Origin of the sequence: Lysinibacillus sp. Ag94 (genome assembly GCF_023242215.1) — a bacterium.
GTDB lineage: Bacteria > Bacillota > Bacilli > Bacillales_A > Planococcaceae > Lysinibacillus.
The window spans coordinates 4,534,100-4,551,174 of sequence record NZ_CP096780.1 but is presented as its reverse complement, the minus strand read 5'-3'; the positions used below and the strand labels follow the sequence as shown (position 1 = coordinate 4,551,174).

16 protein-coding genes and 1 tRNA gene are annotated in these 17,075 nt (G+C 36.8%); 12 read left to right on the top strand and 5 right to left on the bottom strand.

Annotated elements, in window-relative coordinates; all coding sequences use genetic code 11:
* Positions 1–937 precede the first annotated feature (937 nt).
* The 3 genes from MY533_RS21655 to MY533_RS21645 all read left to right on the top strand — a co-directional run bounded on the left by MY533_RS21655 (position 938) and on the right by MY533_RS21645 (position 2,833).
* A tRNA-Cys gene (locus MY533_RS21655) sits at positions 938–1,006 on the top strand.
* Positions 1,007–1,158: 152 nt separating this feature from the next.
* Positions 1,159–2,220 carry a YHYH domain-containing protein gene (locus MY533_RS21650; protein WP_248717517.1) on the top strand — a complete coding sequence of 354 codons (1,062 nt, stop codon included), beginning with the start codon at positions 1,159–1,161 and terminating at the stop codon, positions 2,218–2,220.
* Positions 2,210–2,833: a hypothetical protein gene (locus MY533_RS21645; RefSeq protein ID WP_248717516.1), complete on the top strand. Its 624-nt coding sequence runs from the start codon at positions 2,210–2,212 to the stop codon at positions 2,831–2,833. The genes MY533_RS21650 and MY533_RS21645 overlap by 11 nt, the downstream gene beginning before the upstream one ends.
* 66 nt (positions 2,834–2,899) lie before the next feature.
* On the opposite strand, the gene MY533_RS21640 is transcribed toward MY533_RS21645, so the two are convergent.
* The gene (locus MY533_RS21640; protein ID WP_248717515.1) at positions 2,900–4,090 is read right to left on the bottom strand and encodes a coenzyme F420-0:L-glutamate ligase; all 1,191 of its coding nucleotides are present in this window, start codon (positions 4,088–4,090) and stop codon (positions 2,900–2,902) included.
* Positions 4,091–4,214: 124 nt separating this feature from the next.
* Between MY533_RS21640 and MY533_RS21635 the strand changes: the two genes are divergently transcribed.
* A complete protein-coding gene (locus tag MY533_RS21635; protein WP_248717514.1) occupies positions 4,215–5,135 on the top strand; it encodes a LysR family transcriptional regulator in 921 nt (306 codons plus the stop codon).
* 597 nt (positions 5,136–5,732) lie between these two features.
* On the opposite strand, the gene MY533_RS21630 is transcribed toward MY533_RS21635, so the two are convergent.
* Positions 5,733–6,614, bottom strand: coding sequence for a LysR family transcriptional regulator (locus MY533_RS21630; RefSeq protein WP_248717513.1), 882 nt, complete (start codon positions 6,612–6,614; stop codon positions 5,733–5,735).
* 112 nt (positions 6,615–6,726) lie between these two features.
* Here MY533_RS21630 and MY533_RS21625 point away from each other — a divergent pair, with 112 nt between their 5' ends.
* Positions 6,727–7,746 (top strand): YeiH family protein, encoded by a 1,020-nt coding sequence (locus MY533_RS21625; protein ID WP_248719273.1) that lies wholly within the window; start codon positions 6,727–6,729, stop codon positions 7,744–7,746.
* A 99-nt stretch (positions 7,747–7,845) separates the two neighbouring features.
* On the opposite strand, the gene MY533_RS21620 is transcribed toward MY533_RS21625, so the two are convergent.
* Positions 7,846–8,181 (bottom strand): heme oxygenase, encoded by a 336-nt coding sequence (locus MY533_RS21620; protein WP_132362605.1) that lies wholly within the window; start codon positions 8,179–8,181, stop codon positions 7,846–7,848.
* Between the two features lie 589 nt (positions 8,182–8,770).
* Here MY533_RS21620 and MY533_RS21615 point away from each other — a divergent pair.
* The 7 genes from MY533_RS21615 (at position 8,771) to MY533_RS21585 (ending at position 15,178) form a co-directional block, all read left to right on the top strand.
* On the top strand, positions 8,771–9,373 hold the full coding sequence (locus tag MY533_RS21615; RefSeq protein WP_248717512.1) for a class I SAM-dependent methyltransferase: 603 nt from the start codon (positions 8,771–8,773) through the stop codon (positions 9,371–9,373).
* 424 nt (positions 9,374–9,797) lie between these two features.
* The gene (locus MY533_RS21610; RefSeq protein ID WP_248717511.1) at positions 9,798–11,018 is read left to right on the top strand and encodes an ABC transporter substrate-binding protein; all 1,221 of its coding nucleotides are present in this window, start codon (positions 9,798–9,800) and stop codon (positions 11,016–11,018) included.
* A gap of 232 nt (positions 11,019–11,250) precedes the next feature.
* Positions 11,251–12,126: a branched-chain amino acid ABC transporter permease gene (locus tag MY533_RS21605; protein WP_132362611.1), complete on the top strand. Its 876-nt coding sequence runs from the start codon at positions 11,251–11,253 to the stop codon at positions 12,124–12,126.
* A gap of 13 nt (positions 12,127–12,139) precedes the next feature.
* Positions 12,140–13,075, top strand: coding sequence for a branched-chain amino acid ABC transporter permease (locus MY533_RS21600; protein ID WP_132362613.1), 936 nt, complete (start codon positions 12,140–12,142; stop codon positions 13,073–13,075).
* Entirely contained in the window at positions 13,075–13,854 is a 780-nt protein-coding gene (locus MY533_RS21595) for an ABC transporter ATP-binding protein (protein WP_248717510.1), read from the top strand. Before MY533_RS21600 ends, MY533_RS21595 begins: the two co-directional genes overlap by 1 nt.
* Entirely contained in the window at positions 13,854–14,561 is a 708-nt protein-coding gene (locus MY533_RS21590) for an ABC transporter ATP-binding protein (protein ID WP_248717509.1), read from the top strand. The genes MY533_RS21595 and MY533_RS21590 overlap by 1 nt, the downstream gene beginning before the upstream one ends.
* Positions 14,562–14,683: 122 nt before the next feature.
* Positions 14,684–15,178 (top strand): cupin domain-containing protein, encoded by a 495-nt coding sequence (locus MY533_RS21585; RefSeq protein WP_248717508.1) that lies wholly within the window; start codon positions 14,684–14,686, stop codon positions 15,176–15,178.
* 165 nt (positions 15,179–15,343) lie between these two features.
* Here MY533_RS21585 and MY533_RS21580 read toward each other — a convergent pair whose 3' ends face one another.
* Together MY533_RS21580 and rluF are read right to left on the bottom strand one after the other, a co-directional pair.
* Positions 15,344–16,063: a DUF6904 family protein gene (locus MY533_RS21580; protein WP_248717507.1), complete on the bottom strand. Its 720-nt coding sequence runs from the start codon at positions 16,061–16,063 to the stop codon at positions 15,344–15,346.
* Between the two features lie 22 nt (positions 16,064–16,085).
* A complete protein-coding gene (rluF, locus tag MY533_RS21575; RefSeq protein ID WP_132362623.1) occupies positions 16,086–16,787 on the bottom strand; it encodes a 23S rRNA pseudouridine(2604) synthase RluF in 702 nt (233 codons plus the stop codon).
* Positions 16,788–17,075: the final 288 nt, after the last annotated feature.

The following is a 17,075-nucleotide window of genomic DNA, read 5'->3' as shown; positions in this document are numbered from 1 at the left end:
AGTCTAGTAATATTGGCAAATTTATGCTATAATTAAGTTGTAAAAGAAAATCAAATATTTATTGAAAAACTGTTCCTAAAAATTGGGGGCAGTCTTTTTTTAGCCTAATTCCCAGTTTAGTTAAATTATAGTAGGTTATAGAATTTTATTGTATCAATATGTCTATAAGTTGATCTACGTTCCTAGGTCTCGTCTGCGACGTCGATCCCTGGAGAGTCGCCCTCGAACTGACTTATATTCATAGTATTGTTTTTACAAATGTCACAACCAACTTAAATGATTTTAACCCTCTGAAATTAATCTCCATACTTTAATTTTTGATAATGAAGGAAGAATGTTTTTATACATGATATAGACACTTGAAAGGAAGCAAAGAAATGACGGGGAAACGCTTATTCTTTCAAGTAATGCTATGCGTTAAAAGGTATTTTGGGACGCTTGCTAGGTAGAAATTTCGATTGGTATCCCGTATTTTGTGTGAGTATCTAAATGTGACTTTAAGATCAATTTGTTATTGTTGATTCGAAAAATATTGAATGGAGCGCAGGGTATTTGAGATAGGTAAAAATATCTGTATGTTCTAATGTTATTTAATATTATTTTGATATATCAAATCCGTGGTGTGTATCAAAAAAATAATAAAAAAGAGGTGGATTCCGAAAAGTAATAATGGAGAAAATGAAAGGAGTTTCTGATATTGTGGAGGGGTTGAAGAGGTCATATGGTGCATAAAGCGAGCCTGTATGAAATCTCAAAATCCAGACCCGTCCCACATATGAGGAGCTTTTTATAAATATATGCATGAAAACAGTCCATTATGAATAATACCTAGGGGAAATTTGTGAGACAGAATCATGCTCGAACAAGCGAACATTGGTTAAATGATGGAGTAAAACCTTAATGAATCAACATGAAGTTAAAAATTTATAATGAGTATGAGGAAGTAAGCAATGGTGGCGTATCCTTTTACAGAATGGACATGCAGGCTCGATTCCTGTCATCCTCACTTAGGGAGTTTGTTTTCGTTACAATCGTCTTCTTGGTGAGGGATCTTTGCTAAAACTAAACATACTCCTATTTCTCTCTTTTATCTTTGCGTCATGGGAAATATGATATAAGATAAAATATGTCAATTATTGTAGATAGGAGGAAGAAGTAGTGAGAAGTGGTTATTTGTCAAAAATTAGTGTATTAGTTTGCAGTTTTTTACTACTATTACCGTTTACAGCAAGTGCCCATCCAGGTAGAACGGATAGTAATGGAGGACATACTTGTCGAACTAACTGTGAAAAATGGGGATTACAATACGGAGAATATCATTATCATAATGGTGGTAGTACATCTAATGGCAGTAGCAGTATATCAAAACCTGCTCCAAAAAAACCTGTGCCTTCAACACCGGAGCCCAAAATAGATGAGGATCAAGTGAAGGCGGAAAACTATTACACAATGGCAACGAATTTATATAACAGCAAAGATTATAAGGGAGCTATTAGTGAACTTGAAAAGATTTACGAATTGAATAAAGGTAGTAGTAAAACAGATAGTCTTATTCAAAAGTCTGTGAATGCTATTTATGAATTAGCTGAATCTAAGGCTAATGCAGGGGAATATTCTGTAGCTAAAGACTATGCAGTTTATATCAAAGAAAATCGACGTTCTAATGACGAGATTAAGCAAAAAGCTAGTGGTTTATTAAAACAAATGAAAGACAATGAAAAAATCGATGAATTACTTTATAAAGCTACAAATGCTAGGGATAAAAAAGATTACGAAGAAACTTTCAGCATTATCCAAGAGGCTCAGAAGATAAAACAGTTGGATAAGATTAAATCTTTTTATACTGAAACAGTAGAGTCTTTAACGAGCGATGCAGAAGAAGCATTTTACCAAAAGCAATATGGGGATGCTAAAAAGCTTTATAAATTATTGGTCAAAAAAACAGAAACGCCAACAGTAATCTCACAATATCAAAAGAAACTTCAACGATTAGAAGGGGAACAATTACTACAAAAAAGCTTTCATATTAAGACGGCTGATTTTGAAGGGAAGTCACTTTTTAATCATTTAATGGAAGACGAAAAGAACACACCATATGATAAAAATGTTGTAAATATATTAAAAGACTCCTTGCATGTAGGTACAGATAATGCTAAAAAATATATATTTACTATTAAAATTGAAGAATTGTTAAAAGGGGGAAAGAAAGATGGTGCATAAAGCAGAGTCAAAACTTAGAACCCCCATTGTTAAAACAGCTTGGTTTATGTGGTTTTGGTTAATTATTTTTCCTCCTTTGGGCGTATTTCTTATGTGGAAACAGGGGCGGCTTACTAAGAAGAAACGTACTATAGCTACCGTAATAGCAGGCGTCTACTTTGTCTCACCGATGATAATTGGAAAGGCAACAACGCTGCCACTTTATAATAATCAAGAAGAATTTATAGAGGCATTCAACAAAGAAGTGAAAAAACTAGACTTCTCATATTCTCTTGAAAATACAAAGAAAGAAGAAGAAACAATTACTTCAAAGTTGGGTAAGGATATTACTTTAATTGAAAATATTGATGAAAAAGGCGCAGTACATGAGTTGATTATGGTGGGGCAAGGAGAAGGGATGGATATCATACTTTCCATGGGATTGTTAATAGGTATGACAAACCCAGACTTAAGCCAAAACGATATTGGTGCTGTGTTGAAGGATTTACGCTTGTTTGACGAAAGTTATGACTATCAAAAGAATGAAACAACTGTAGAGAAAGATACGATTCGGTATAACTTAAAATATGATGAAGCTGCTGGTGTAATATTTAGTGCTTCAAAAGTAAATTAGTATATAAAAATATAAATATGTCAGTAGAAAAAGTGCGAGCGGCCAGCTCGCACTTTTTTTAAAAAATTACTTTGTATAGTTATCGAAATAACCTTGAATATAAATCATTGGTGTTCCTTTGTCGCCTGAACCTGAAGTTAAGTCTGAAAGAGAGCCAATTAAGTCTGTTAAACGACGAGGCGTTGTACCTTGAGCAGCCATTTTTCCAGTTAAATCTTCATCTTTGTTTTGGATATACTCCGAAATTGCTGCTTTTAATTCTTCGCCGCGAAGATCCGCAAAATCGTTATCAGCTAAGTACTTTAGTTTTACTTCGTTTGGCGTGCCGTTTAATCCAGCAGTGAAAGCTGGTGAAACAACCGGGTCAGCTAACTCCCAAATTTTCCCTACGGGGTCTTTGAATGCGCCATCACCATAAACCATTACTTCCACTGTTTTACCAGTAGCTTCTTTGATTTTTGCTTGAATGCCATCAACAATCGGTTGGCATGTATGTGGGAATAATTTTACGCTATCTTCAGTAGCTTTATTTGAACCGAGTAGACCAAACTCCGCGTTAAAGCCAGAACCATTATTAGGTTCAGATAAAATATTATCAAGACTGTATACTTTTTCAGCGCCGTTTGCCGTTAAAATTCGTTTTGTACGTGAGCGTGTATGAATATCACAAGTTAACACACTCTTCGTAAAGTCTAAAATTGTTTTTGGGTTATTTGAAAAAATAACTTCACAAGAAGCGCCTTCAGCTTCGATTAGTTCTTTATAATATTCGATATAATCTACACCTGTAAATGTATGTTTTTTATACCCGAAATGCTCACGGAATTCAACCTCAGTTAAAGTATCTGTCCAAGGATTAATCCCTTTTACATCTAGCTCATCGATATCAACTAGGTGGTTCCCCACCTCATCTGATGGATAGCTAAGCATAAGAACTACTTTTTTTACGCCTTTTGCAATACCACGTAAGCAGTTAGCAAAACGATTACGGCTTAGAATTGGAAAAATAACACCAACAGTATCATCACCAAATTTAGCAGCTACGTCAGCTGCGATATCATCAATGGATGCATAGTTACCTTGTGCACGCGCTACGACAGATTCTGTTACTGTGACAATGTCACGATCTTCAATGGAATAACCTTCAGCCTTAGCTGCATTTAATACTGTATCAACAACGATTTGCTCAATATTATCGCCTTCGTTAATGATTGGACCACGAAGACCTCTTACTACTGTACCAACTACACGTTCCAAAATAATCTCTCCTTATTAAATGGGTAAATTTATGTTAAATAAAACCAATATAGTTTTACTATACGCCTCATTAGTGATATAAGTAAAATTAATAGTTCGTATAATAGCTATAAGAGGTGCTTATATGATAGGGAAATTAGATTTATATCGTGTTTTTAGTATTGTTGCTAAAAATAATAGCTTTTCAAGTGCGGCTAAAGATTTATATATGACTCAACCAGCTGTTAGCCAAGCTATGATGCAATTAGAAAAGGAGCTAGGTACACGTCTCTTTAACCGCACACCTAAAGGGGTGACGTTAACAACGGAGGGTAAACTTTTATATGAGTATACAAATTCCGCGTTAGGCCTTTTAGATGCTGGTGAGGAGAAGCTGCTAGAATTCAAAAATTTAACAACGGGTCAATTGAAAATTGGCGTTGGGGACACTATTTCTCGTTTTTATTTAATGCCTTATCTAGAGACGTTTCATACAATGTATCCAAATATAAAATTACAAATGTTAAATGGAACGACTTCGGAAATTTGTAACTTTATTAAATCGGGTGAGGTTGATATAGGACTTTGTAATTTCCCGATAGAGGATCAGACATTACAGTTAACCGTGTGCACCGAGGTTCAAGATATTTTTGTATGCGGCGAGAAGTACAAAACGTTGGCATCAAAAAGCTTAAGCTTTGAGGATTTGTTAAAGTTTCCGCTTATTTTTTTAGAGAAAAAATCAAATTCAAGAAAGTATGTAGAAGATTCTTTATTTGCAAGAGGGATCTTCATTGAACCGGAGTTTGAGCTTGGTTCACATGATCTAGTGCTGGAATTTGCACGCAGTAATTTAGGAATTGCTTGTGTGACGAAAGAATTTTCTAATGATTATTTGCAGCGAGGATTTTTATATGAGCTAACATTAACAGAGAGTATACCGACACGAAGCATTGGCATGTGCTATTTGAAAAGCGTACCTTTATCACGAGCAGCATTGAAATTTGTAGAAATTATTGAGCATAAGCAGGAGCTTAAACGTCTAAATCCGAGAATTATAAAGTAAGATTAGCGAGTAGTAAAACTCTAACATTCAAATGTTAAAAAAATGAACAAGGGAATCTTTGCGAGTGTTGCGGTGCTGTCGCTTCGCTCTCGCTCAGATAAACATTATTGCTGAAGTTTTAGTTCATGCTAGGTATATACTATGTGGAACGGAAATACCCCATCGTTGTGGTAAGTGTTACATATAATTTAGAGATGACATTTTGCTATAAAGTATGCCATGCAAATGTTGATTGTAGTGGAGACTGGGCGACTCCTAGGAGATTAGTGATAGAGAGGAACGAAGGCTAAAACCATCACATCCTGTGATAACGCCTTCGTGACCAACATCGTGTTGGCCCGAGACACTAAAGCGTCAGCAACAAATGCTTTCTGTAGCGAAAGCGAAGCGTCAGCTACAAAGCGCCCAGTCGGTACAGAAATCGACCCCTCGTTTTGCCGAAGCGGCGGGATTTCGTGTTTAGCGGCGTTCTTCCTTTGGTTAGTGGCGCAACTCACACTTTTAGCGGCGAATTCCAACATAAACTAAAGTCAGAGTTGAAGAACATTGTATAGAATTTTACACAATATTAAGGACTTGACTCCGAAGTTATACTATTTAAGCCTTTTTTAGCAGCGCCTCTAAAAGAATGTCAACATTGCGTTTATTTTTCATTGTAGGCGAGCACAAATAAGAAAATGTTCGTATAAAATATTGTTCCTCGAGGGGTAAGATTTTTATATCGCCATTTTTTAATTCGCGCTCGATGACACTAGCGGACAGTAATGAAAGTCCAAGCCCCTGTATAACGCTTTCTTTCACACCTTGATTACTACTAATAGTAAGAAGTGAACGTACTTGGAGTCCGTTTGCTCTAAATAAATGATCTAAATAATAACGTGTGCCTGAGCCTTCTTCACGTGCAACCCAATTTTGTTGCTGCAAGTCCGAAACCGTAATTGTTGCCTTCTTTGCAAGAGGGTGATTACTCGCACTGACAATAAATAATTCATCTTGCATAAACGGTTTAATAAGAAGTTCATGGTCGTGTGCTTGTCCTTCAATAAGACCGATATCGACCTGTAACAATTTCGTATAGTGAATGATTTCTTTCGTATTGCCAATAATAACTTGAAGCTCTAGCTGAGGGAATTGCTGCTGTAAGCTCGCTATGATAGGAGGCAATATATATTCCCCAATAGTAAAGCTAGCGCCAATCACAAGTGTACCTTGAATTTCATGGTGATAGGTTAAAATATCTTCTTTTGCTGCCTCGGCAATGGCCATCATTTGCTTAGCTCGTTTATATAAAATTTCTCCAGTTGGTGTGATTTGTACAGATTTTGGCGAACGGATAAATAAAGTCGTTTGAAATTCTTGCTCTAAATTTTTAATGTGTAAACTGACACTGGGCTGCGAAATATGAAGTATTTCGGAGGCTTTCGTAAAATTATTGACCTCCACCAGTGTGATGAACGTTCTTAAAGCATCAAATTGCATATCATCACTCCTATCATTAGAAATATTAATAATTATAATTATATATATGTATTTTACTGATGATTAACTTTCTAATAAAGTAAAATCATCAAGGATGAAAGAAGTGAACAACATGGATGATAGGCAGCATAGGGTAAAAAGTTTCCTGACCCCAGCGTTTATGAAGGGGATATTGTTGACACTCATAATTGCCTTAGTAGCAAAGTATATTTCGACATTCCCGTTCTTCTCAATATTAGGGCAGCTTGTCATTGCCATTATATTAGGTATGGCTTGGAGAGCAGCTTTTAAAGTGCAGGATTCTTGGCAAACAGGTATAACATTTTCAAGTAAAAAATTGTTACGCCTCGGTATTATTTTTTTGGGGATGCGTTTAAACTTAGCGGATATTTACAATGCTGGCGCGAATGTTTTCCTTATTGCCTTTATTAATCTAGTATTTGCTTTAGTGGTTGTATACGGCTTAACGAAGGTATTTCATGTAGATAAAAAGCTAGGCATATTAACAGCTTGTGGTACAGCTATTTGTGGGGCAGCTGCTGTTGTCGCTATTGCTCCTCAAATTAAGGCGAATGAAAAAGAAACGGCGGTGGGCGCAGCGATAGTCGCATTACTAGGGACTGTTTTCACATTAGTCTACACGGTGTTATATTCAGTATTTAACTTAACAGCTACTGAATATGGTATTTTTGCGGGAGGCACGCTACATGAAATTGCTCATGTTATTGCAGCAGCCTCAGCTGGTGGAAATGAAGCTGTTGATACGGCAGTTATTGTGAAGCTAACACGTGTCGCATTGCTTGTACCGGTAGCTATTGTCATCGGTATTTTATATCGAAGAATTGATAAGGGGCAGGAAAAAGAAAGGTTTTCGCTGTCGATAATTCCATGGTTTATTCTTGGTTTTTTAGCGATGAGTGCTATTAATTCGTTAGGGATTGTACCAGCTAATGTAGCGCAAACATTTGTAAATATCGCTTATATTTTAATTGGGATGGCGATGGCTGGATTAGGTTTAAATGTAGAGATAAAAACTTTTAAACAATTAGGCGTAAAAGCGTTTATTGCAGGACTTATCGGTTCGGTTTGCTTATCAATACTTGGCTATGTTTTAGTTATTTTCATGCAATAATTCAAAAAAGTCCTGCATTTTCAAAAATGCAGGATGTTTTAGATAGAATCAGAAGATATTTTAGTTGTTACTCTTTCAGTTGCTGAAAGAAGTTAAAAATTAGCGTAACGCTTCAATCGAAGAAGCTAATTCGGCTATAACTATTTTGCTACCGATAAGTGGACTGTTTTCAGGCTTTCCTCCCTCAGCACTTTGTCCAGGACGGTGATGAGCTGCAGCGAATGCATCGCTGTTACGCCAAGCTTGGAAATGCTCCTTGGACTCCCAGTACATATTGACGCTCATTTCGTCATAAGTCGGATCATCAGTTGAAATTAATACCTCCACTTTATGGAAGCCTTCAAACTGCTGTAGAGGTCCTGGTTTTGTAAAGTTCGGTGCCATTTTTGCAGCAAAGCCGGGTTTTACTTGAATACGATTTGTAACAATAATCATACTTTCCCCCCTATTCATTTTTTAGTTAACCATATGAATGAATTATCAATGATTATCATTCGCAATCAATGATAATTCGCCTAGGAAGACATTGTCAATAGAAGAGCAATGTAAAATAGCTTCAAAATGGTGATAAGCAGGGGGAAAGACCATATGGTGCTGATCCAATATAACGACCTGACGAAAATGGAGGACCTATGTGGCCTAGCAAAAGCGATGCACAATTAAAGTAAGGAACTGTTATACGATTGTTGTTGTTTGATTGCCTTATTAATAGTTACAATGCTCTTTGTTTTAAAGGGAGGACGTTAAAAAACATATTCCAAAACTTTTAACATCGCTGATAAACAACAAAGAATCGCTGATAAAACCGGAAGAATCGCTGATAAACAACAAAGAATCGCTGATAAAACCGGAAACATCGCTGATAAACAACAAGGAATCGCTGATAAAACCAGATAAATCGCTGATAAACATCAAAAAATCGCTAACAACACAAAAGCCTCACCAAGTGCCCTCAAAACTTTTGGGGATGGTTTTTTCTTTTTATCGTGCTAAAATTAATCATTCTTTTTTTAGGAGTAATAGTATGAATGAACATCAATTTGATAAATATTTACATATTAAAACAGTAGGTGAACAATACGGCTTCCCTAAACTAGCTCATTATCATCGCTATGAGCCAACACCGTATGCTGGCTTAGAACAATTATTTGCAGAGTATGAGATGCCTGATAATCCAGTGTTTATCGATATGGGATGTGGAAAAGGGAGAGTTCCTATTTATGTACATGATAAATTTCATATTCCGGCAATTGGGGTAGAAATGGATGCAGGTTTTTATGCAGAGGCTGAAAATAATAAAAGTGGCTATCTTCAAAAAAAGAGCGCTCAAGCACCGATTTCCTTTATTCATTCAATAGCGGAGGACTATGCTATTCAGCCAAGCGACACCGTTTTCTTTTTTTTCAATCCGTTTTCAATTCATATTTTTCGTACAGTAATTCATAATATATGGCAGTCTTATGAACAGCATATGCGTGAAATTCATATTATTTTATATTACCCTCCGTATGATTATTTACAGTTTTTACATCATGGGACGCCTTTTGAATTAATCCATGAGGTTCATCTTGAACATGAAACAAATATTAACGAACGCCTCTGTGTGTTTGCATTGAAAAAAGCTTAGAGCCGTAGAAATACCTAGCTCTAAGCTTTTTTGGGATTATCTTACTCCGATTGCGCCCGCTAAGTACTGTATTTCCGTATTAATACTTTGCGAAAACGCCTTAGCGCTTTGTATGCTAGATCTAGCAATTTTTGAAAAAGGGCATCTTTTAATGAGATTTTATTGTAAAAAAAATAGTTTTATAGTAATGTTCACTCTGAATTGATAGATAATTCTTAAATTACTAATTATACAGAAAAATCACTCTAGACTAAAAATAAAGAATGTTTTACAATGTAAAAGGTTTAATTGAATAATATATCGACTTAGTAATAGATAGTTATAAATTATTATTTGGTTATTTTTGTTATTGAGGAAATGCCGCGGATTGTTTATAATTATCAGAAATATCTAATATTTGAAAAAACTCAGGGGGAATAAAATTATGCGAGAGAACAAAAAGCTTAAAAAGTTTGGCTCACTTTTAGTGGCATCTTCATTACTTGCAGGCGTTCTTGCGGGCTGTGGTAATGGAGGTAGTTCAAGTTCGGGAGGATCATCTTCAGGCGGTGGCGGTTCTTCTGACGGTGATACGATTAAAATCGGTGCAAACTTAGAACTTTCGGGTAACGTAGCTTCCTATGGTTCGTCAATTGCTCTGGGTGCAGAGCTTGCTGTTAAAGAAATTAATGACAATGGTGGGATCGACGGTAAAAAAATTGACCTTATTAAAGTAGATAACAAATCAGAAAACTCGGAGGCTACTGCAGCAGCTATTAAACTGGCAACGCAAGATAAAGTAGTAGCGATGTTAGCCCCAGCAACTTCTGGTAATACAGTTGCTACTGTGCAAATTGCGAATAAAAATAAAATCCCAATCGTTACTGGTTCTGGTACTGCTCCAAACATTACAGTAAATGATAACGGTAGCATTAATGAGTATGCATTCCGTACTTGTTTCATCGATCCATTCCAAGGGATTGTAGCAGCAAACTTCGCTTCGAATGAATTGAAAGCTAAAAATGTAGCTATTTTTGCGGACAACGCATCTGATTATGCAAAAGGCCTAGCGAAATCATTTAAAGAAACAATTACAGAAAATGGCGGGAAAGTTGTAAAGGAAGAAGCGTATGTAGCGAAGGATACTGATTTCCGTACACAGTTAACAAATATTAAAGGAGAGAAGCCAGACTTTATTTTTATCCCAGGATACTATGAAGAGGTCGGTTTAATTGTTAAACAAGCACGTGAAATGGGTATTGATGTACCACTGATGGGGGCTGACGGTTGGGATTCACCAACATTAGTAGAGTTAGCTGGTGGGAAAGCGCTAAATAACACGTACATTACAAACCACTACTCTGCAGAAGACCCAGATCAAAAAATTCAAGACTTCGTAAAGGCGTTTAAAGCAGCGAACAATGATAAAGCACCAGATGCATTTAATGCACTTGGCTATGACTCAATTTACTACATTGCAGATGCTATTAAACGTGCAGGCTCAACGGATGGGGAAGCAATTAAAAATGCATTAGCTGACACAAAAGATCTTTCTTTAGTAACAGGTACTTTCTCAGTTGACGAAAATCATAACCCAATTAAAACAGCAACAGTTCTTGAATTTAAAGACGGTAAACAAGTGTTCAACTCTAAAGTTAATCCTTAATGTTTTCTAGGCAAGGGGAGGCGGGTAAACACGCCTTCCCTTTTTGTTTTCTCTTATTCAGTAAAGGCCCCCACCATTGAAGGTGAAGAGATGAATGCAGATACACCAAGGCGTAATAGATAGATGATGAAAAAATTTTTAAGAGGACACAATTTACTCTATTTTCAATAATAACATGTAGAAGTAAGTCCTATTTTTGCACTTTTCAAAAAATAAAAAGGAGTGAACGCTCATGGAATGGATACAGCAGCTTGTGAATGGTATTTCACTAGGTAGTATCTACGCATTAATAGCGCTGGGGTATACGATGGTATACGGGATTATTAAGCTGATTAACTTTGCCCACGGAGATGTCTTTATGATTGGGGCATTTATTGGCTTTTATGCAATGGCTAAATGGGAGCTTGGTTTCTTTCCAGCACTGTTATTGGCAATGACAGTCTGTGCAATCTTTGGTGTTTTAATTGAACGTATTGCTTATAAGCGTTTGCGAAATGCCACACGTATTGCTGCTTTAATTACGGCAATCGGTGTATCGCTATTAATCGAATATACAACGATTTTCTTCAGAGGTGCGCAACCTGCGGCATATCCTGATGTCATTAAAAATAAATCATTTGATATTTTTGGTGTTCAAATCAGTAGTACATCCATATTAATTTTATCTGTCTCAATTGTACTGATGATTCTTTTACAATTCATCGTACATAAAACAAAAATCGGGAAAGCGATGCGTGCGGTTTCTCATGACGCCGATGCAGCACGTTTAATGGGCATTAATGTAGATAATACAATTTCAGCGACATTCGCAATAGGTTCAGCTTTAGCGGGTGCAGCAGGTGTTATCTTCGGGGTATATTACACAAAAATCGATCCATTAATGGGTGTTATTCCAGGGGTTAAAGCATTCATAGCGGCAGTACTTGGCGGTATTGGTATTATTCCTGGTGCCATGGTTGGCGGTATGCTGCTCGGTGTTGTGGAATCATTCGTAAGTGCACTTGGTTTCTCTTTATGGCGTGATGCAGCGGCATTTGTTATTTTAATTTTAATTTTAATCTTCAGACCATCGGGTATCTTTGGTAAAAATGCCCGTGAGAAAGTGTAGGTGAATGGTGATTATGAAAAAATCTAAAGTTTTCTGGGGCTATGCAGTATTAGCGCTAGTCATCTATGCAGTTGTTCAGGTGCTTATTTCAACGAACTTTCTCGATATTTACTATCAAAATATGTTGATCACAATGTGTATTAACATTATGCTTGCGGTTAGCTTGCACATTGTCATTGGTATTACCGGTCAGTTTTCGATTGGGCATGCCGGCTTTCTAGCGGTAGGGGCATATATTTCTGCCATTATCACAACTAAATTAATGCTTCCGTTCCCATTAGCTATTTTTTTAGGGGCACTTGCAGCAGCAGTAGCAGGTTTAATTGTAGGTATCCCGACGTTACGTTTAAAAGGTGACTATTTAGCAATTGCAACGCTTGGTTTTGCGGAAATTATACGTATTATCTTCTTAAATACGGATTATGTTGGTGGCGCAGCAGGGATGCAGGTTGAATATTTATCAAATTGGACTTATGCATTCATAGGTGTTGTTCTAACAATTTTAGTAATCTCGAACTTTACAAATTCCCGTCATGGACGCGCATGTATTTCGATTCGTGAGGACGAAATTGCGGCAGATGCAATGGGTATTAACACAACCTACTATAAAGTTGTAGCTTTCGCAATTGGTTCCTTCTTTGCTGGTCTTGCAGGGGCCATCTTTGCACATAATTTTTACATTATTCAACCGACCACTTTCAGTTTCTTAAAATCTTTTGATATTTTAATCTATGTAGTTCTTGGTGGTTTAGGCAGTCTTTCAGGATCTGTCATAGCTGCGGTTTTCTTAACAGTAGTCTCAGCATATTTAGCAAACTTCCCAGAAACACGTATGATTATTTATAGCTTAGTCTTAATAGTGGTAATGCTGTACCGTCCAACAGGGTTGATGGGAACAAAGGAAGTTACAGATTTATTTAAATTCGGTAAAAAAGGAGGTACAAAATAATGACTGGAAACCTTCTTATCAATGTTGAAAACATGGGCATTCAATTCGGTGGTTTAAAGGCGGTACAGGGCGTTAATATGTACCTGAATCAAGGAGAACTAGTAGGTCTCATAGGGCCTAATGGAGCTGGTAAAACAACGAGCTTTAACATGCTTACTGGGGTGTATAAGCCAACTGAGGGCACGATTACATTTGACAGTATAAAGTTAAACGGGCTTGCACCATATCAAGTTACACAAAAAGGTATTAGTCGTACATTCCAAAATATTCGTTTATTTAAAGAGCTATCTGTCTTAGATAATGTTAAGGTAGCGAACCATTCACTTGCAAAGCATTCCATGTGGTCTTCTATTTTCCGCTTACCGAATTATTTTAAAGGTGAGACAGAAATGGAGCATCAATCTATTGAGTTTTTAAAAATCTTTGGCTTAGATGTATATAAGGATGAACTTGCGAAAAATTTACCTTATGGGATGCAGCGCCGTCTAGAAATTGCTCGTGCTCTTGCTGCGAAACCTAAGCTACTTTTATTAGATGAGCCAGCAGCAGGGATGAACCCGCAGGAGACGCATGATTTAATGGAATTAATAGCGTTTATTCGTAAAGAATTTGGCTTAACAATTCTTCTAATTGAACATGATATGAGCTTAGTTATGGGAATTTGTGAACGTATATACGTGCTCGATCACGGTCAATTAATCGCTGATGGGACACCAGAAGAAATCCGCAACAATCCAAAGGTAATTGAAGCTTACCTTGGCGAGGAGGTTATCAGCTAATGCTAAAAGTACAAAATATAGATGTATTTTACGGTAACATTCAAGCATTAAAGGGCCTCTCTTTAGAAGTAAATGAGGGTGAAATTGTAACGTTAATTGGTGCAAATGGTGCTGGTAAAAGTACATTATTAAAAACATTGTCAGGCTTATTAAAACCAAAGGGTGGCATCATTGAATATGAGGGCTTCTCTATCGCAGGGAAAGCTGCACAGACAATTGTAAAATCAGGAATTTCACATGTTCCAGAGGGGCGCCGTGTTTTTGCAAATATGTCCGTTGAAGAAAACTTAGAGCTTGGAGCATATCTCCGTAACGATAAAGCAGGTATCAAAAAGGATCTAGAGCATGTGTATGAATTATTCCCGCGTCTGTTGGAGCGCCGTAAACAGCAATCAGGTACATTATCTGGTGGTGAGCAACAGATGCTAGCGATGGGTCGAGCATTAATGGCAAAACCAAAATTGTTATTAATGGATGAACCTTCAATGGGGCTTGCGCCACTTATGGTAAAAAATATTTTTAATATTATTGAGCAAGTTAATAAAGAAGGTACAACCGTATTACTTGTTGAGCAAAATGCCAATATGGCTTTATCCGTAGCCAATCGTGCGTACGTACTTGAAACCGGACGTATAGTATTATCGGGCACGGCTAAAGAGCTTCAAGAGAGTGAACAAGTAAAGGCTGCTTATTTAGGTGGTTTATAAAAGATGAGGGCATCTCGGAAGATGAGATGCCTTTTATATTAGATAGGTGCTTGAAAAAAATCAGATAGCAGTAGCATTCGTCTTTTATTATTTGGTATTGTGGACGAAAGGAGTGATGTTTTATGAAGTATTCAGCACAATATTTTATTGAGAAATTAAATTTAGCAGAGCATCCTGAGGGGGGATATTACATATCCTCGTTTAGAGCAGCTGAGGAGATGGCTGTAAGAGATGTACAGAGACCCATTTATACGAGTATTTATTTCTTACTTCGTTCACAGGATATATCGCATTTGCATCGTTTAAAATCGGACGAGCTTTGGTATTATCATGCCGGCAGTCCGCTAACAGTCCATATGATTTTCCCAGATGGTACATATGAGGCGAAGAAACTTGGATTAGATGTCGAGTCAGGAGAAGTACCACAAATAGCAGTACCGAAAAATACTATATTTGGCTCATCTGTAGAGGATGCAGATGCATTTAGTTTAGTAGGCTGTATGGTTGCACCAGGCTTTGATTTTGAAGACTTCGAATTATTTACACAAGAAGAGCTTTTAGCTGACTATCCACAGCACGAGGAAGTTATTAGAAAAATGGCTTACACAACAATTTAAAGGAAGATAGATAGCTGTTCAAAGTTAGGTGAGTCGGCTCATAGTGTTGAAAAACAAAATGACCAAGGAAATATTGCTTACCTAGATGAGGGCTACTCGTTTAGCCCAATCGCCATATTTTATTGACAAGCGCCGTTTCAAAATAGTTGAGACGGCGCTTCCTATTTACCACAAAATAGTTTCAGGATATTTAGCTTTAATTTCGATTTCATGTAACGATTTTTTTGTAGTAATTGCGGCTTCCATGAGTTGTGATTTTAGCATTACATATTCATTGTCTTCTAACATTAATCGGAGAGCAAATGATGCTAATTGAGCTTTACGCTCCTCTAGGCTTAGTTGAATATACTCTAAGTTCAAAACATCGATGTACTGTGTTGCATACCGGAATGTTAATGGACTTTTAGTATGGAGCATTCTTAAAAATACTAAGTATTCTTCCTCATTAAGCTCCTGCTCTAAACAGTTAGCAACCGCTGCCTGGAATTTACGAATAGCGGCAACATCAATATTCCAATCAGAAGAATCAATTAGCTCCTGATGTAGGCGAATGAAATCGTTTAAAGCGATAGCAGTAAAGATTAGCTCAGGCCAAAGAATCTCTGCTGTGAAATATGCATTTTTGTGGGGAAAAATTAGTTCATGCTGTATCAAAACACTTTTATTGAGACCATTGCTAACAAACTCAAGCTGATGCTCCCCCTGGGCAGCTTGACGTAGATTATAACAAACACGAAGAATGCGCAGGCGCGCTCCTTGATAATCATAATACTTGTTTTCATCACCAGTTATTTTGTAAATAGCATTAATAAGCTCATCTAAATCCCAAAAATCCCCGCTAACACGTGCCCCAGTTAACTGCTCAGTACTTTGAATTGACAGCATAGTTCTATCCCCTTAAACTGCTTTATTTTGGTGTGTATTTAAGTAGTCTAAATAGTTCTGTTCGTTCTTTATCTGTTAAATCGCGCCACTGTCCAACTTTTAAATTGCCAAGCTTAATATTCATAATACGAATGCGTTGTAGACGCTTAACGGAGTAGCCAAGTGCCGAACACATACGACGTATTTGGCGATTTAAACCTTGCTCTAAAATGATTTTAAAGACTTTATCAGATATTTTTTCGACATGACAAGGTAAGGTTGTAGTATCTAAAATATCTACACCCGCTCCCATTTTTTTGATGAATTGCTCCGTAATGGGTTTATCGACTTGCACGATATATTCTTTTTCGTGATGATTTTCAGCACGTAAAATTTTATTGACGATGTCACCATCATTTGTCAGTAATAATAGCCCTTCTGACTCTTTATCTAGTCGTCCAATATGGAAAATGCGAAGAGGATGATTGACAAAATCAACGACATTTCCTTTTATATGACGTTCAGTTGTACTTGTAATTCCTACTGGTTTGTTTAAGGCAATATATACGAGCTGTTCTTCTTTCTTTACCTCTTTTCCATCAACACAAACCATATCACCAGCTGCTACTTGACTACCAACTGTAGCAAGTTCACCATTAATTGTTACTTTACCTTCTTCTACCCATTTATCCGCACCGCGACGAGATACGATGCCTGTTTCACTCAAATATTTATTAATGCGCATACTGTTCTCCTATACATTTATATTATTTTTAAGTATACATTATAGTTGGTCACACCGTGAATTCTAGAAGCTTTTCTAGGAAAAATAACTCATTCCAGGAAAACAACTTTCGTGATTCTCCTCGTCGTTCTACTACCTCATTCCTTGTGCTTTCATACCAATCTGCTTCCTTAATCACAAACGAATTTTAATAGGAATCTAAAAAAATTTAAAAAAGTTGAAATTATTTTTCGTTTCTGACAATATATTGTGTAAGAGGGTATCTATGAAATTATTGTTATTTCGATA

Coding starts and splice junctions, on each gene's coding strand:
- MY533_RS21630 (WP_248717513.1), bottom strand. CDS start 6,614: ATGCAATTTGATGCTTTAAGAACGTTCATCACACTGGTGGAGGTCAAT.
- MY533_RS21625 (WP_248719273.1), top strand. CDS start 6,727: ATGGATGATAGGCAGCATAGGGTAAAAAGTTTCCTGACCCCAGCGTTT.
- rluF (WP_132362623.1), bottom strand. CDS start 16,787: ATGCGCATTAATAAATATTTGAGTGAAACAGGCATCGTATCTCGTCGC.
- MY533_RS21620 (WP_132362605.1), bottom strand. CDS start 8,181: ATGATTATTGTTACAAATCGTATTCAAGTAAAACCCGGCTTTGCTGCA.
- MY533_RS21600 (WP_132362613.1), top strand. CDS start 12,140: ATGAAAAAATCTAAAGTTTTCTGGGGCTATGCAGTATTAGCGCTAGTC.
- MY533_RS21610 (WP_248717511.1), top strand. CDS start 9,798: ATGCGAGAGAACAAAAAGCTTAAAAAGTTTGGCTCACTTTTAGTGGCA.
- MY533_RS21635 (WP_248717514.1), top strand. CDS start 4,215: ATGATAGGGAAATTAGATTTATATCGTGTTTTTAGTATTGTTGCTAAA.
- MY533_RS21595 (WP_248717510.1), top strand. CDS start 13,075: ATGACTGGAAACCTTCTTATCAATGTTGAAAACATGGGCATTCAATTC.
- MY533_RS21585 (WP_248717508.1), top strand. CDS start 14,684: ATGAAGTATTCAGCACAATATTTTATTGAGAAATTAAATTTAGCAGAG.
- MY533_RS21645 (WP_248717516.1), top strand. CDS start 2,210: ATGGTGCATAAAGCAGAGTCAAAACTTAGAACCCCCATTGTTAAAACA.
- MY533_RS21590 (WP_248717509.1), top strand. CDS start 13,854: ATGCTAAAAGTACAAAATATAGATGTATTTTACGGTAACATTCAAGCA.
- MY533_RS21580 (WP_248717507.1), bottom strand. CDS start 16,063: ATGCTGTCAATTCAAAGTACTGAGCAGTTAACTGGGGCACGTGTTAGC.
- MY533_RS21615 (WP_248717512.1), top strand. CDS start 8,771: ATGAATGAACATCAATTTGATAAATATTTACATATTAAAACAGTAGGT.
- MY533_RS21605 (WP_132362611.1), top strand. CDS start 11,251: ATGGAATGGATACAGCAGCTTGTGAATGGTATTTCACTAGGTAGTATC.